Here is a 14,573-nt window from a genome sequence, read left to right as displayed (position 1 = left end):
TGTTTTTTCATGTTCATTCACAGTCTTCACATACTTCCCAGTACGGCCCCATTTCTACTGCAAGGTATGGCTTTAATTGCAAACGAATCATTCGACTTGGCATGCGTTCTAATACGAATTGAATGCCGTCTTCTTCTTCATCCAACTCAACTTTTGAAATAGCAATTCTTTGCATAGTAGTAATAGGGCTTCCATCTTTATATAAAGTGATTTTCACCTCATCATACTCATTAAAATACAATTCAACATTCATTTTCTTTTTTAACATTTCATCAACAATCTCATAATTATCATTTTGTTCCTGGATTATATATTTCCAGCCGCCTCTATCTAATTCTATCGGAGTAGCTTGGAATAATGTCATCAAATCCTCGTATAGCATAAGATAACCCCTCTCTTACTAAAAAACGATGAGTATTTTATATACCCTTTATCTCTATCACTATCCATGTTTATTGTACCATATATCACGAATCTTACTGCATTCATTTGCTTTATATACACATACAAAACATATAGTATTTTCAGTTCACTCTCTATTCACTAGTACGTCCTCTTACTGATAACTTATCACTTTCCTTATTTCCTACACACTACTTATACATCTAAAAAAACCACAAAAAAGAAGAGTAATTTATATCACTCTCCTCATAAGACTTTTCCTGTAGCTGCTAATGCTAACACTATAATTAAACTTGCAAATAATAGTGATACAATTAAACTAAAAATCGGTAATATTTTCTTTTCATTCTTCTTAAATAATAACCTTAAACTAAGAATGATATTTAATGGAACAAATATAAAATAAAAGTATTTAGCTATTTGTAATGAGCTATTTGAAAGTGTTTTAAATACAAACACTTCAATTAAAAAAGCAACAAAGAATAAAATACTTAACCAAAACGAGACATAGCTAAGCCAAGAATGTCTTTTCGTTCCCCAATACACTCCCATACCGATCTCCTTTATATGTAATCTATACTATATTCATTATACACCCACTTAACAAATTCCTCTATTTTTCGACAAATATTAAATACATTGAACCTCTAATCCGTTTATCAGCTAAAAAGACTGTCTCTAATAGCACTAATGCTATTTTGAGACAGCCTCCCCTTTTTATACTTTAAATCTTTCAATTAATCCTTGCAACTCTTCAGCCATTTGAGATAATGTACCAGCTGCGGAACCAATTTCCTCCATCGAAGCTAATTGTTCTTCAGCAGACGCCGCGACACTTTGTGTACTCGTCGCATTATTTTGTGCTGTCATTGCAATTTGCCCTACTGAAATAGATACTTCATTGGCACCTTTTGACATCCCATTAGCCGTTTCAACCATCGTTTTAATTTGATTAGCAATTTCATTTGTAGATTGTAAAATCTCAGCAAAGTTTTGCTTCGTTTCATTTGCAATAACTAGTCCAGATTGAACTTCTTCATTTACATGACCCATAGATTTTACTGTCTTACTCATATCATCTTGTATTTCACATATTAATTTACTAATTTCACTGGAAGATACGCTAGATTGCTCTGCCAATTTACGTACTTCATCTGCAACGATCGCAAATCCTCTTCCGTGCTCACCAGCTCTTGCAGCTTCAATTGCAGCATTTAAAGCAAGAAGATTTGTTTGATCTGCAATATTTTGGATTACTTCTAATATGTCACCAATTTGCTTTGATTTATTATTTAATAACTGTATAACTGCATCAGATTGTGAAACAGATTCTGCAATAGACTGCATTTGATTTACTGTTTTCCCTACTAGCTTTCCACCATCTTCTGCTTTTTCACGAGTATGAGTAGAAGCCGTATTGATAGATGATGAACTATTTGCTACATGCTGAATTCCTTCTGTTACATCAAACAGTAACATCGCACCATTTTCTACACTTGTTGTTTGCGTCGTTGCCCCACTTGATATTTCATCCATTGCCATTGTAATTTGTTCCGTTGCTTCACTCGCTTGTCTTACACTCGCAGTTAGCTCTTCTGATGCCGCTGCAACATGCCCCGCTGAAGTATTAATTCTTCCAATTAATGTACGTAGTGAATGAGTCATCTCATTAAAACCTTTAGCAAGTTGTCCAATTTCATCATTTGAATGTATTTGAATCGTTTGAGTTAAGTCCCCTTCGCTTATTTCTTTAGAAGTGACAACTAATTGTTTTAAAGGTTTGGTAATAGAAAGTGTCACGAAATAAATAAGCGCTCCGCCTACAACTAATGAAATAAACATTACAATTAACATATTATAAAATACAGGTTGAGCAGCTTCAACTACTTCATTTGAATACATCGTCCCCGCAATTTTCCAACCTGTTTTTAAATTTGTCGCGAATACCATTTTCTTTTCACTACCACCATAAGTGTATGAAAAAGTGCCATGGTTATCTTCGTATATTTTCTTTCCCCAAGAATCATCTGCCTTGTCACCCGATTTTTCTTGAGGGTGAGCAATTATTTTTTGTTTTCCATCTAAAATGAAAGCATAGCCTTTTTTACCAATATTGATTAACTTTGTTGTTTTTAATAAATTATCTAAACTTAAATCTACCGCAATAACACCATTTTTATCTTCAGTTTGTTTTGCGATTGTTACGACAATATGTCCATTTCCTTGTGCCTTATATGGTTCAGTGACAACAATTCCACCTTGCTTATTCACTGCATCTTTATACCAAGAACGCGCTGTTGGATCATAATCTGCTGCCATTTGTATATTTGGTTCTTGTACAAATTTTTTATCGTTTCCAGCAACATACACTTGTTCTACATCTTTGTTCAAACTAATATATTGGGATAATGTTTTTCTTAGTTCATCCTGATTATCTCCTTGATACATATCACTATGAATCACTCGTGCAAAATTATTTACATCGTTGAATTTCGCTTCAATCATTTGATTGATTAAATTATCCAATATTTTTATATTATCCTGAGCGCTACTCATAATTTGTGATTCAAAATTCTTTTTAGCTGTTTGATACGACATGCCCCCAATAATAGAGACTGCCGCAATTAATATAACAAAAAATGAAATTAATAGCTTTTTTGCTACTTTCATATCTCTAAACCAACTTACTAGTTTACTCATTATAAACCTCCTGCATTTCAATATTAAGCTTTAAAGATTAAATAGAGCTAATTTTGAATATATTCCATTCCTTAGTTTCTATTTTTATAACTTGTTTTGATGAACACTTTGTAAAGTTTAAACAAATTAATTTCTTTTGTCTATATATACGAATAACATTATTATAAAATTTACAAATACAAAAAAACCAAAGGAACAAGCCCTTTGGTTTTTTACATTTTTTTATGTTGTTTAGAAACCTTTTTCCATCTATCTCGTTCCGCTCTTGCCAGAATAATGTTTTGTTTTCTCATAACATATGCCAATTCTCTTTGCAGTTTTTTATAGCTTAGTAAGCGCTCTACGGGTATAGTTCCGTTATCTATAGCACTTCGCACTGCACATCCTGGTTCACCTTCATGTTTACAATCTCGAAAGCGGCAAGTATTTGCAAGATCTTCAATATCGGAAAATGTAGTTTGAATTGCCGCGCTTCCTTCCCAAAGCTGAAGTTCCCTCATACCAGGCGTGTCAATTACTAAACCGCCACTCGGTAATTGGAACAATTCACGGTGAGTTGTCGTATGCCTTCCTTTACTATCTTCTTCACGTATATCTCCGGTTTTTGCTACATCTGTTCCTATTAATGCATTTAACAAAGTAGATTTCCCTGCACCTGAAGATCCAACTAAAGCAATTGTTTTTCCTGGTGAAACAAATTGTTGCAATGATTCTATTCCGACGTACACTAAGCTATCAACAACAAATATCGGAACACCGATTGCTACCGCTTCAGTTTCTGCAATTTTCTGTTCCACATCTTCACATAAACTACTCTTCGTTAAAACAATAACAGGCATTGCACCGCTCTCATAAGCCACCAGCAAATAACGTTCCATCCTTCTTACGTTGAAATCATGGTTAAGTGCATTCACTAAAAATAGATAATCTACATTTGTTGCGATAATTTGTTCTTCAGTTCTGTTACCAGCTTCTTGTCTTGAAAAAGAACTTCTTCTCGGAAAAATACGGTGAATAATTGCCTTTTTCTCATTTTCTATTTTCTTTATATACACCCAATCACCAACTGCCGGATAATCCCCCTTCGTTAACGCTTCATGCCGAAACTTCCCAGACAGTTCTGCCATATATTCACCGTCACTACAAATAATCCGATATATATGCTTATGCTCAAGTAAAATACGCCCTACTTCATAATTCTTCTCTACAGCTTGCTCTTCAAAAAATGAATCCCAGCCGAACGATTCTAAAATATTTTGATTCAAATAAATATCCTCCCTAGTTTGTACTAAGTGGAAGGATTGCGAACTATCTTATATAATATCGCCCTTTCCATCCACCTTTGTATTTGATTTATTATTCATATCAGTCATATTCGCCATAATACATCACTCCGTTCTAATTTTAATTACTCTCATTATATGGAATATCTCATTAAAAAGCTACATTATTTAACATAATTTTCAAATAACTTGTTTTTTAACATTTTAATTTGTCCACGATGACTAATTTCATCTTCTAGCACGTGAAACCAAAGGTAGTGCTGATTATACGCTACGTCATTAGGCCACTTTCTTTCTGACATTAGCCATTCATCATCCTGTTGTCTCAAACACTCTATTGTTTCATCTCGAACTTTCTGTAAAAGTTGTACATAATACTGTATTTCATAACCACGGATAGATCTCCCCGCTTCCCCTAAATACATTGCATCTTCCCATATTTCTAATTCTTCTTTTGTAAAATCACGATTTTGAAAAGAAATAAGCTGATGGACTTTTTCTATAGCCGCTATATGCTTCAGTAAAGCACCAATTGAATTCTCACCACTCGGCATTATTAAATCCAATTGCTCCACTGCTAAATCATCTATTTCCTGTAATGTTACTGCCCGCGTATGCTCCATCATACTTACAAGTTCACCTATATTTTTTGTATAACCATCTACACTTCTTATTCGATAATCTATATACATTTCACGCACCCCTTTCTGAATTCATATTAATGAAAAAAGGCTTCATATAATAGACTGAAATATATCAGATTTTTCTGTTATAATTAAATTGAACAAGCAATTAGCCAGAACAAACTTTCTCAATATGCTTATATAAAATTTAAAAAGGAATATATATTTAGTAAACGAATCTTATTCACTAAAAGGAGTGGATTCGATGGAAATGTATCAATGGCTAACTGCTGTTCTTGTTGGTGGCGTTACTGGCTTCGTTTCCCATCTGATCAATAACCAAGGTAAGTTATTGCTTCCACGCCGTTTAAAAACGTTTTTCCACTTTGGGTTTTTAACCGATATATTTACCGGTAGCCTAGCTGCACTTCTTGGACTTGTTTTATTCGATGTCACCTTAATTAAAGAAATTATAAAAGTATCTATTGTAACCGCTATTTCAGGCCAAACATTTTTACTTCATCAAGCTCTAGGTGGTGAACAGGCTAAAAATTCACAAATTGGGAAAGCTGATGAGAAAATTCAAGAAATTGACAAATTATTACGACGTTAATCTATACTTTCTTTAAAAATTATTGTTATAATGAAAAATAAATATTTTCTATTGCGTCGTTTGTCAGAAGAAAGGGTGTTTCGTATGACAAAAAAGAAAATAGAAGATTTCTTAACAAACTCCGAAAAAGAGGAACTGCTAGAAAACTATAAATGTTTACGAGAAGCCCGCACAAAAAGCGAAGCTAATTATTTTGGTGAAGCAGTAGACCATCTATTAAATAAAGTAAAAAAACGAATTACTGAAGAAGCAGGCATACATGATGAAAATGCAGCAACTGTGCAATCAAAGAGAAAAGCACTGTTTTAGCTAAAACAGTGCTTTTTCTTTAGAACGCTTCTATGGTGCAACTCCCTTTCATTTTTGCCATCTCCTTATATATGAAAAGAGGGTAATACCCCTCTTTTCTATTATTCCTCTAATATAGATTTGATTTTCTTCATATCCATCTCACTCAATAAAACGTCCACTGCTCTAACACTTTCTCTTATTTGCGCTACTCGCTTTCCGCCAGGAATAACAGTATCAATTCCTTTTTTGTTTAATAACCATGCTAACGCTAAATGAGATACTTCAATATTATTTTCTTTAGCTAAGTCTTTTAACTTTTCAACTTTCTTAAAGTTACTCTTATATGTATTTTCTTCAAATAGATTTACACTTTGGCGCCAATCGACTTTGTTCAATTTAAAATCTTCTGTATATTTACCACCTAATATTCCAAAGGCAAGAGGTCCATACGGTATAAATGAAATACCAGCTTCTATACAATACGGTAATAGTTCTTCCTCTGCAGTGCGATCCAACATATTGTAAGGCGATTGTACAACATCTATATCTCCATATTGATTCGCCTTTTTTAATTGTTCTACATTTACATTTGATATCCCAATTGAACGGATTTTCCCCTCTTCTTTTAAACGGATCAGTTCTCCAATTGAATCTATGTAACTTGTTTCAGAGTTTGTAAAATGTAAATAATATAAATCAATATACTCTGTCTGTAATCTTCTTAAACTATTTTCCACAACGTTTCATTTCAATTCGTGAAGAAGACTTAAATGCTAGATTCCCCGGTTTATTAGATGTTGTATTAAACGCTACAGAACCATACTAAAAACCATCTCATATGAATATGAGATGGTTTTTAATAATTCCTATTCTTTTAGCAAATCTATTAATCCATTCCCTTCAGATGTACGTTCATACCCTAAAGGTACAGTCCTTTTTATAAGTTGCGCGTATATTTCCTGCTCTGATAATTTTCTACCGTACTCTCTCTCACACTGCTTTATGAGAAGTGCTAGCGCCCCAGCGACATGCGGCGTCGCCATTGAAGTACCACTTAATACTGCATATTTCCCCTCTGGATACGTAGACAGTATTTCATCACCCGGCGCTACTAAATCAATTTCTTGATTTGAATTACTAAAGCATGAAATTTTCCGCTCTAAATTAACAGCACCTACTTCAATTACTTCAGAATAAGCACCTGGAAAATCTAATTCTGAAGTATCATCGTTACAATCTCCATCATTTCCAGCAGCGCATACGACAAGTACGTCTTGTTTTACCGCATTTTGAATAGCTTCATGTAACTCTGGTACATCTTGCGGGCCACCAAGTGACATTGAAATAATTCTCACTTTCTCTTTATTCGGTCCTCTCCAATTTACAGCATAATGAATGGCCTCGATAATTTGCTCATAGCTTCCAGAACCATCTCCAGCTAATACTTTTAAAACTAACATTTTAGCAAGTGGTGCTACACCTAATACACCCACTCCGTTTTCGGTTGCTGCGATTGTCCCCGCTACATGAGTACCATGGCCATTATTATCAAGATAAATTTTCGAATCACCTTCATAATCTTTCGTGAAATTTCTCCCACCAATAATACGATCTTTTAAATCTACATGATTTATATCACAACCTGTATCTAAGACGGCAACGACAATATCTTTCCCTTTCGCACTCTTTCCCCATACTTGCGGAGCATGAATCAGTTGTACACCTGGTGGAATTTCATTTACTTGCTCAACCACTTTATTTACAGTAAACGGAATTAATTTAATGCCTTTTTGTTTATTCGCTGTACTACTATTCATCGTAATCCCTCCTGAAAATGTATTATTTTCATTTCAGACCACTATTGAATACGTTTAGATTTAACATTCGTTTTATTCGTTCCATTTCCCTTCCTCTCAAATATTTCTCAATAAACAAAAGAAAAGGACCGATTATGGTCCTTTTCTTTTTCAGTTTTTCAAAAGAATAATAAATTAAGACTAAATCTCACTCTTGTTCAAAAACTGCTCAATTTCTTTTATTACATGTTTTGCGCCTTCTATACTAACAGTAATGCTTCCATTTGCTAATGAAATATTTTGGTCTGAAACATCACCTGTTATTTGACAAGCATTGTAAGGTTGATATTTTTGTAAAATGACTTTGTCTTCTTCTACAAAAATTTCAAGTGGTGATTTAATTTGTATTCCTAATACATCTCGTAATTCTTTAGGAATAACTATCCGTCCCAATTCATCTACTTTTCGAATAATTCCTGTTGCTTTCATGTTACTCCCCCCTTACTCTCTATTAATTTTTTTCACCTCGCTATTTTCATTTTATCACTATATATTTGGTAATGGCTTACTCTTTTTAGAAAATATAGTACAAAAGTTAAAAAAACACATTTAACGAATATTCAATCTTTCTTTCAATTGTTTTAAATAACGAGATCGTATAATTAAGAAATATACAACTTGAATACTTACAAAAATACTTAATACAATTGTATTTTCTTTAAACAGTGAGTACTCAAACATCTGTCCTAACGCAGTTAATGCTACTGCCCCGTGTAATGTTGCAACTCCAACTGGAACGAAGAATAAAAGCGCTAAGCGGATTGTGACTACTTTCGATAATTCGCCTCTCGTCAATCCAACTTTTCGAATCATTTCAAATAAACGAGTATCGTCCTCCAAATCAGAAAATAAGCGGAAGTAAAGGAAACTTCCTGCACAAACGAAAAATACAATACCAATAAAGAAACCTACAAATAAAATGGGTCCTGCGATTTGTAAACTTTGATTTTGATCGTACTCTTCTGCACTAAACGTTGCATGTTCTTGATAAGGCTTAATCTGATTCGTAAGCTCTTTACCAACCTCAATTTCATCTTTCGTTCCTTTTGTTTTATACATATAATCTTTTTCTTCTTTAAATCCATCTTGTAATGAATCATATTGATTTTTAGAGATTACATACACATTACCCATAAGTATTTTACTTAGTGAAGAATCATTAACTTTTTTCACATTTAAGGGCTCATTGGCATTTTGGAAAGAAATTTCTTTTCTTTCCTTTATCGGTGGCCCTGGTATTTCTACTGATAGAAATAAGGCTTCTTTGTCTGATAAAGTATTGAACGGTTCCCCCGTTAACTTCGCATACTCCTTATAATCTGATTCTTTTATAAAACTGGCGTTTCTTAACGACTGCTCCTCCGTTGTCTTCGATGAAATATTTATTTTTGAAGCTGCTATATTATGTTTCTTTAATCCTTCGTCAATAATCTTCAGATGCTGTGACTCATTGCTATTACCTTGCTTAGAATGATAGTGAAACGCAATTGGTCTGTCCATAATTTCTTTCGTCATCGAAGCAAACCCAACCAATGTACCTATTGCTGAAAATGCTACTGTTGAAATAATTGTTACAATAAAGAACATCCTTGCATTATCTCTCATACGGTATGCTAAATCTGACAAAGTAATAATATTTGTCTGTGTCCAATAGAAACGTTTACTTTTTTTACATAATCGAATAATAAAGACGCTCAACTGCTTGTACAGCAAATACGTACCGATAGTGACTACCGTTGTAACAGGAATCATCATAATAAATACCATTGCACCATGTGACATAAGAGCGCCTGCATAACCAGCACTAAGCAATGCTACTGCTAATATAGAAGAAATAATTGATGCTTTCGGTTCTGGCTTCGCCTCTGCTGATCCTCTAAACAATTTCATAATTTTATTTTTACGAACCATTCCTGCACTGAACAATGAAATAATCATAAATAATACGAAAAACATAATACTCGTTACAACAATCGCTTTCATCGGTATGTAATAGGATAAAGAAATATCTAATTTTAAAATCATCGGGGCTACAAATATTAATATTCCTGAAAATAACATACCTGAAAGAATCCCAAAAATTATTGCCCCTATTCCAATCATAATATTTTCAAAGAAGATAAGACGCTTTAATTGATATTTCGTCATACCTAGCATCATTAAAATTCCTAGTTCACGCTTTCTCGTTTTTAAAAACATTCCCATTGAATATAAAATAAAGAAGAATGTAAATAAGTAAATAATAGACTGTGCAAAAGACATACTTACGAATACGTACTGTCCTAATTCTCCCGCACTTAATGCCGGATGGAACGCAAAAAATGAATACACAAAAAAGGCCATAATGGCAAATGTACTACTCAAAAAATAAGCTGAGTATGTTCGTCTATTTCGCGTTACATTTCGAAATGCGAGTTCTCTAATGTTCATACTACTTCTCCGCCCTTCTACTAACTATGCTTTTATATTAGTAAAGTACGGAAATACCTTCCATCGATTCAAATGACAAAAACCTTACATTATTGAAAGGTTTAAAAAAATTGCTTATACAAAACAATTTATTTATAATAACTTCATTCATATTCATACACGCATTCTATTGTATATTCGTTAGTTTTGCGAAATAATAAAGGATAGAAGTATGTTCCAATATACATATAAACTTATTTACCGCTTTAATATGAATAGGAGGAAAACATAATGACATTACAAGAACAAATTATGAAAGCATTACATGTTCAACCTGTAATTGATCCGAAAGTAGAAATTCGTAAACGAATTGATTTCTTAAAGGATTATGTAAGAAAAACAGGTGCTAAAGGATTTGTACTTGGAATTAGCGGCGGACAAGACTCTACACTTGCAGGACGTTTAGCGCAGCTTGCAGTCGAAGAAGTTCGTAATGAAGGTGGTAACGCAACATTTATCTCCGTACGTCTTCCGTACAAAGTACAAAAAGATGAAGATGATGCACAATTAGCATTACAATTTATTCAAGCTGATCAATCTGTTGCTTTTGATATCGCTTCAACTGTTGATTCCTTCTCAAATCAATATGAAAACTTATTAGGTGAATCATTAACAGATTTCAATAAAGGAAACGTAAAAGCACGTATTCGCATGGTTACACAATATGCAATCGGCGGACAACAAGGATTACTTGTTATCGGAACTGATCACGCGGCTGAAGCTGTAACAGGATTCTTTACAAAATTCGGAGATGGCGGTGCAGATTTATTACCATTAACAGGTTTAACGAAGCGCCAAGGACGTGCTTTATTACAAGAGTTAGGTGCAGACGAGCGACTTTACTTAAAAATGCCAACAGCTGATTTATTAGATGAAAAACCAGGTCAAGCTGATGAAACAGAATTAGGTATTACTTACGATCAATTAGATGACTATTTAGAAGGTAAATCCGTTCCAGCTGACGTTGCTGAAAAGATCGAGAAGCGTTACAAAGTGAGTGAACATAAAAGACAAGTCCCAGCATCTATGTTTGATGATTGGTGGAAGTAACTTATATAGAAAAAGAAGCTAAATGGAAATTAGCTTCTTTTTCTATATATTAACGAAATACCCCTACTCTTTTCTCTAATAAATCCTGCAAACAATCTTCATGTTGTTTATTAAACAATGGCGGCATTTTGTCTAACGGGAAAAACTTCAGATCTAATGTTTCATCACCGTCTATTTTTTTGTTCCCTCCAACGATTGAAAACCTAAAGAATATTACAATTGCCTGTGCCTGATCTCCATTCGGATATGTTTGAAAATATTTCGTATACACACCAATGAGCTCATCAATTTCCACATCATATCCTGTTTCTTCTTTAATTTCTCGGATCGCAGTTTCTGCAGCAGACTCCCCCATTTCCATTGCGCCACCCGGAAATCCCCAAGCATTAAAGTCTCCTCTTTTTTGCAGAAGCACTTCACCAAATTCATTAAATACACAACCACCTGCAAAATTCAAAATAACATAATCATGCCCTATTTTTTCACGTAATTCCTTTATATAATTAGCCATTTGTTTCTCCTTTTTATACATCTTCCATCATTCTTTTTTATCTTTTTCAAGCAATTCAATAATCCGATCTAGCTTCTGATTCATATTAATCACATGTTTTTTTTCATAGTGTTGTTTTGCAATAATCTTTTAATGAACAGAGTAAATGATACAAAAAACAAAGCGATAAGTCCGATTACTAGACAAAAATATATCAATGCAAATATATTATTTTCGAACAAATTCATTCAGCTATCACATCCTCTATTCCTGATTATTTTATCACTCAATTCTAAATAGTCAATGACATTATAAATCAAACGCAAAAAGAGCACCTTTTAAAGATGCTCTTTTTCATTAATACGTAAATGTAATTGTCGCTAATGAATAACCTGTCATTGCACTATATGGCGCAACTTGATAAGATACACGCTTTGCACCTTTTGGCCAAGTTATTTCATTTAATACTTTCTTTATATCTTGCATCGTTCCATCCATTGACTGCTTATATCGTACTTCTACTTTTTCTGGCTTGGAAGCAAATTGTTGCTGTATTTTTTTCTTAAACTCATTGTAATTTTCCGCTCCATATTGTGCAGATAAATACTTTAAATTTGTTTCTTTTAACATTTGTTCATATACAGCAGTTTTTGAACTACCGGCTTTTATTTTGCTTGTTAATTCGTTGAAGTAACTTGTAGTTGCCGCTGGATATTTACTACGATCCCATTCATGGTCTTTGCTTAATTGGTCATCAGATATATTAAAATATGAATATGTTACGCGCCCAGCTTTATCTGGCACCGGATCATCGAATGTAGTATCAAGGTGGTACCACTTGTTATCAATGTTCACTAAATTCCATGCATGAGCTTGTCCATTCCCTGTACCTGTTACAATATGATTTTGAATACCTGCTTCTTTTAGTAATTGATATGTTAACAATGTATATCCTTGGCAAACGGCAGAACGATTCGCTAACGCTTCATACGCTGTATATGCTTGATAAGACGTATCATATGATACTTGTTTCACAACATAATCATGAATAGCTTTCACTTTTTCATGTTCATCCATGCCTTGTTTAATGATAGAATTTACAATTGCTTTCGCCTGAGACTTTACATACTGTGTTTGCTCTTTTGATTCACGATACTTCACTTGTAATGTAAATGTATAATTCCCAGGCATCCCTTTTATAGAATATTTAGTAGACGCTACATTATATTTTACATACTCATCAGCATCTACAATTTTATTATATTCTTTGTATAATTGGTCCATAACATCTCTAGCATTTCTATCTTTTGTTTTATATGCGATTGTAATATTTTCATCTCGATTATCAATATGTTTTTTTAATTCTTTTCGAAAATCATTTAATAATTTAGCATCTGATTGTGTAGTAACTACAGTCGATTTCGTAGCTGCGTAAGATACAGACGACGCGTGTAAGCCACCCATTACAATTGTTGAACAAAGCAGGGCAACTGTCACATACTTATTTGGCTTTCTCATCTTGTCACTCCTTACATTCTATAACTATACGAAAAAGTATCGTATAGTTTCAGAGTATACAATACTTTTCAAAATAGGTCATATGAGATTATGCATATTTAACATTGTAAAAAGGTTGTTCTTTTTACAAGAACAACCTTCTTCATTAACAAGTTTGTAATACACAGCATGTATTTTCAAACTGGCGATTTTTCAAGTCTTCATTTCCAATACAGAAATAAAGCATTCCTAAATCTCCCCACATCATATTACAATTTTTAGTATCTGAATCAATTTGGAATAAGAGCGTCATATGCTGTGGATCTATTCCCATATATTGTCCAGTCTCATACAATACCTCATCTTGTACAGAAAATGGTTCTCCAAACATTTGATGATTATCATAGTTGTCTGGGATTAGCTCTTCAAGTAATTGCAAGAAACGATCTGAATCCGCCTCATCTTCAATGAAAAGCTCAGGTAATTTATACGTCAGTTCAAATGAAATTGCACATTGATTAAATTCCCCCTGAACTTCATCTGCTCTACGTAATTGCTCTACAGGGATATCATAATAAAGCACACGTCCCGCTTCGTTTGGATTTACATCTTCTTCAAAGTAATTTTCAATACTAAAGAAATATAACATCCCTGTCTTAGGAAGATTGTGATCCATACCAACGTTTTGTAAATCACTTAAATTAAATTGTGCGATAAAACGTAACGGATTCTCTTTGTATGTTGGATATTCAAATGTATTTGGCAAATCAGGAACTCCGCCCATTTTTGAACTACCTTTTCCGATTGTCTCCTGCACCTTTGGCACAACTTTTATACAAGGAAATATAGTATTTACAAGCTCCTGTTTCAAATGTGTTAGTTCATATTTATCAATTAATACTTCAATTTTCTGTTCCATAAATTCTCCTTACATTTACATACTTATTTGTATCATAGCACAAAGATTATACTTCATTCATTGTAAATTCAACAAGCTCAAGAAAAAACGGGCTCTTCCCTCGTACGCGAACAAGTTTAAAAGAGCATAGTATACATTGTTCCTACAAACATGATATCTCATAATTTCTTACAGTATACTTTCCCTCGTTCATTTTCACTTTTAATATAAGGAGGAATTCCACATGGGTTACGGATATAGTTGCGGTGGTTACGGCGGTGGTTACGGTTGCGGTGGTGGTTGCGGTTATGGAGGTTTCGCTTTATTAATCGTTTTATTTATCCTTCTAATCATCATTGGAGCTAGCTGTTGGGGCGGCTTTGTAGGCTGCTAGTAAACTT

The 14,573-nt window shown here is 33.6% G+C and carries 15 protein-coding genes and 4 pseudogenes; 5 read left to right on the top strand and 14 right to left on the bottom strand.

Features of this window, described 5'->3' with window-relative positions:
- Positions 1–13: 13 nt before the first annotated feature.
- From NSQ47_RS04520 to NSQ47_RS04500, 6 genes and pseudogenes are all read right to left on the bottom strand, one after another.
- Entirely contained in the window at positions 14–382 is a 369-nt protein-coding gene (locus NSQ47_RS04520; protein ID WP_002158217.1) for a DUF3979 family protein, read from the bottom strand.
- 266 nt (positions 383–648) lie between these two features.
- Positions 649–954 (bottom strand): hypothetical protein, encoded by a 306-nt coding sequence (locus NSQ47_RS04515; RefSeq protein WP_002158218.1) that lies wholly within the window; start codon positions 952–954, stop codon positions 649–651.
- A gap of 165 nt (positions 955–1,119) precedes the next feature.
- Positions 1,120–1,938, bottom strand: a complete 819-nt coding sequence (locus tag NSQ47_RS28170) for a methyl-accepting chemotaxis protein (RefSeq protein WP_407057248.1) — start codon at positions 1,936–1,938, stop codon at positions 1,120–1,122.
- 123 nt (positions 1,939–2,061) lie between these two features.
- Positions 2,062–2,958, bottom strand: a pseudogene (locus tag NSQ47_RS28165) (HAMP domain-containing protein); the annotation flags it as partial.
- Between the two features lie 356 nt (positions 2,959–3,314).
- Positions 3,315–4,367: a ribosome small subunit-dependent GTPase A gene (gene rsgA, locus NSQ47_RS04505; RefSeq protein WP_340823271.1), complete on the bottom strand. Its 1,053-nt coding sequence runs from the start codon at positions 4,365–4,367 to the stop codon at positions 3,315–3,317.
- A gap of 182 nt (positions 4,368–4,549) precedes the next feature.
- Positions 4,550–5,077 (bottom strand): DinB family protein, encoded by a 528-nt coding sequence (locus NSQ47_RS04500; RefSeq protein ID WP_340823269.1) that lies wholly within the window; start codon positions 5,075–5,077, stop codon positions 4,550–4,552.
- Between the two features lie 196 nt (positions 5,078–5,273).
- Between NSQ47_RS04500 and NSQ47_RS04495 the strand changes: the two genes are divergently transcribed.
- Positions 5,274–5,621: a DUF4257 domain-containing protein gene (locus NSQ47_RS04495; protein WP_002158224.1), complete on the top strand. Its 348-nt coding sequence runs from the start codon at positions 5,274–5,276 to the stop codon at positions 5,619–5,621.
- A gap of 84 nt (positions 5,622–5,705) precedes the next feature.
- Positions 5,706–5,930 carry a hypothetical protein gene (locus tag NSQ47_RS04490; RefSeq protein ID WP_002158225.1) on the top strand — a complete coding sequence of 75 codons (225 nt, stop codon included), beginning with the start codon at positions 5,706–5,708 and terminating at the stop codon, positions 5,928–5,930.
- Positions 5,931–6,031: 101 nt separating this feature from the next.
- Here NSQ47_RS04490 and NSQ47_RS04485 read toward each other — a convergent pair.
- A pseudogene (locus NSQ47_RS04485) lies at positions 6,032–6,655 on the bottom strand (aldo/keto reductase); the annotation flags it as partial.
- Here NSQ47_RS04485 and NSQ47_RS04480 point away from each other — a divergent pair.
- Positions 6,649–6,738: pseudogene (locus tag NSQ47_RS04480) on the top strand (transcriptional regulator); the annotation flags it as partial. The pseudogenes NSQ47_RS04485 and NSQ47_RS04480 sit on opposite strands and share 7 nt — an antisense overlap.
- 40 nt (positions 6,739–6,778) lie before the next feature.
- Here the strand turns inward: NSQ47_RS04480 and NSQ47_RS04475 are convergent.
- The 3 genes from NSQ47_RS04475 to NSQ47_RS04465 form a co-directional block, all read right to left on the bottom strand.
- Entirely contained in the window at positions 6,779–7,729 is a 951-nt protein-coding gene (locus NSQ47_RS04475; protein WP_341036251.1) for a serine protease, read from the bottom strand.
- A gap of 180 nt (positions 7,730–7,909) precedes the next feature.
- Complete coding sequence (locus tag NSQ47_RS04470) at positions 7,910–8,197, bottom strand: AbrB/MazE/SpoVT family DNA-binding domain-containing protein (protein WP_002148618.1); 288 nt, start codon at positions 8,195–8,197, stop codon at positions 7,910–7,912.
- 120 nt (positions 8,198–8,317) lie between these two features.
- Complete coding sequence (locus tag NSQ47_RS04465) at positions 8,318–10,198, bottom strand: ABC transporter permease (protein WP_341036250.1); 1,881 nt, start codon at positions 10,196–10,198, stop codon at positions 8,318–8,320.
- Positions 10,199–10,468: 270 nt separating this feature from the next.
- Between NSQ47_RS04465 and nadE the strand changes: the two genes are divergently transcribed.
- Positions 10,469–11,287, top strand: a complete 819-nt coding sequence (nadE, locus tag NSQ47_RS04460) for an ammonia-dependent NAD(+) synthetase (RefSeq protein WP_002158229.1) — start codon at positions 10,469–10,471, stop codon at positions 11,285–11,287.
- Between the two features lie 49 nt (positions 11,288–11,336).
- Here nadE and NSQ47_RS04455 read toward each other — a convergent pair whose 3' ends face one another.
- From NSQ47_RS04455 to NSQ47_RS04440, 4 genes and pseudogenes are all read right to left on the bottom strand, one after another.
- Positions 11,337–11,798, bottom strand: a complete 462-nt coding sequence (locus NSQ47_RS04455) for an NUDIX hydrolase (protein ID WP_341036249.1) — start codon at positions 11,796–11,798, stop codon at positions 11,337–11,339.
- A 27-nt stretch (positions 11,799–11,825) separates the two neighbouring features.
- Positions 11,826–12,025: pseudogene (locus NSQ47_RS04450) on the bottom strand (DUF4083 domain-containing protein).
- A gap of 109 nt (positions 12,026–12,134) precedes the next feature.
- Entirely contained in the window at positions 12,135–13,295 is a 1,161-nt protein-coding gene (locus NSQ47_RS04445) for a transglutaminase domain-containing protein (protein WP_341036248.1), read from the bottom strand.
- Positions 13,296–13,440: 145 nt separating this feature from the next.
- Positions 13,441–14,193, bottom strand: a complete 753-nt coding sequence (locus NSQ47_RS04440) for a YwqG family protein (RefSeq protein WP_002158233.1) — start codon at positions 14,191–14,193, stop codon at positions 13,441–13,443.
- A 223-nt stretch (positions 14,194–14,416) separates the two neighbouring features.
- Here NSQ47_RS04440 and NSQ47_RS04435 point away from each other — a divergent pair, with 223 nt between their 5' ends.
- Positions 14,417–14,566 (top strand): YjcZ family sporulation protein, encoded by a 150-nt coding sequence (locus tag NSQ47_RS04435; RefSeq protein ID WP_341036246.1) that lies wholly within the window; start codon positions 14,417–14,419, stop codon positions 14,564–14,566.
- Positions 14,567–14,573: the final 7 nt, after the last annotated feature.

The sequence above is a fragment of the Bacillus sp. FSL R10-2780 genome, from assembly GCF_038006125.1.
GTDB lineage: Bacteria > Bacillota > Bacilli > Bacillales > Bacillaceae_G > Bacillus_A > Bacillus_A cereus_U.
This window is presented reverse-complemented; position numbering and strand designations above follow the sequence as displayed.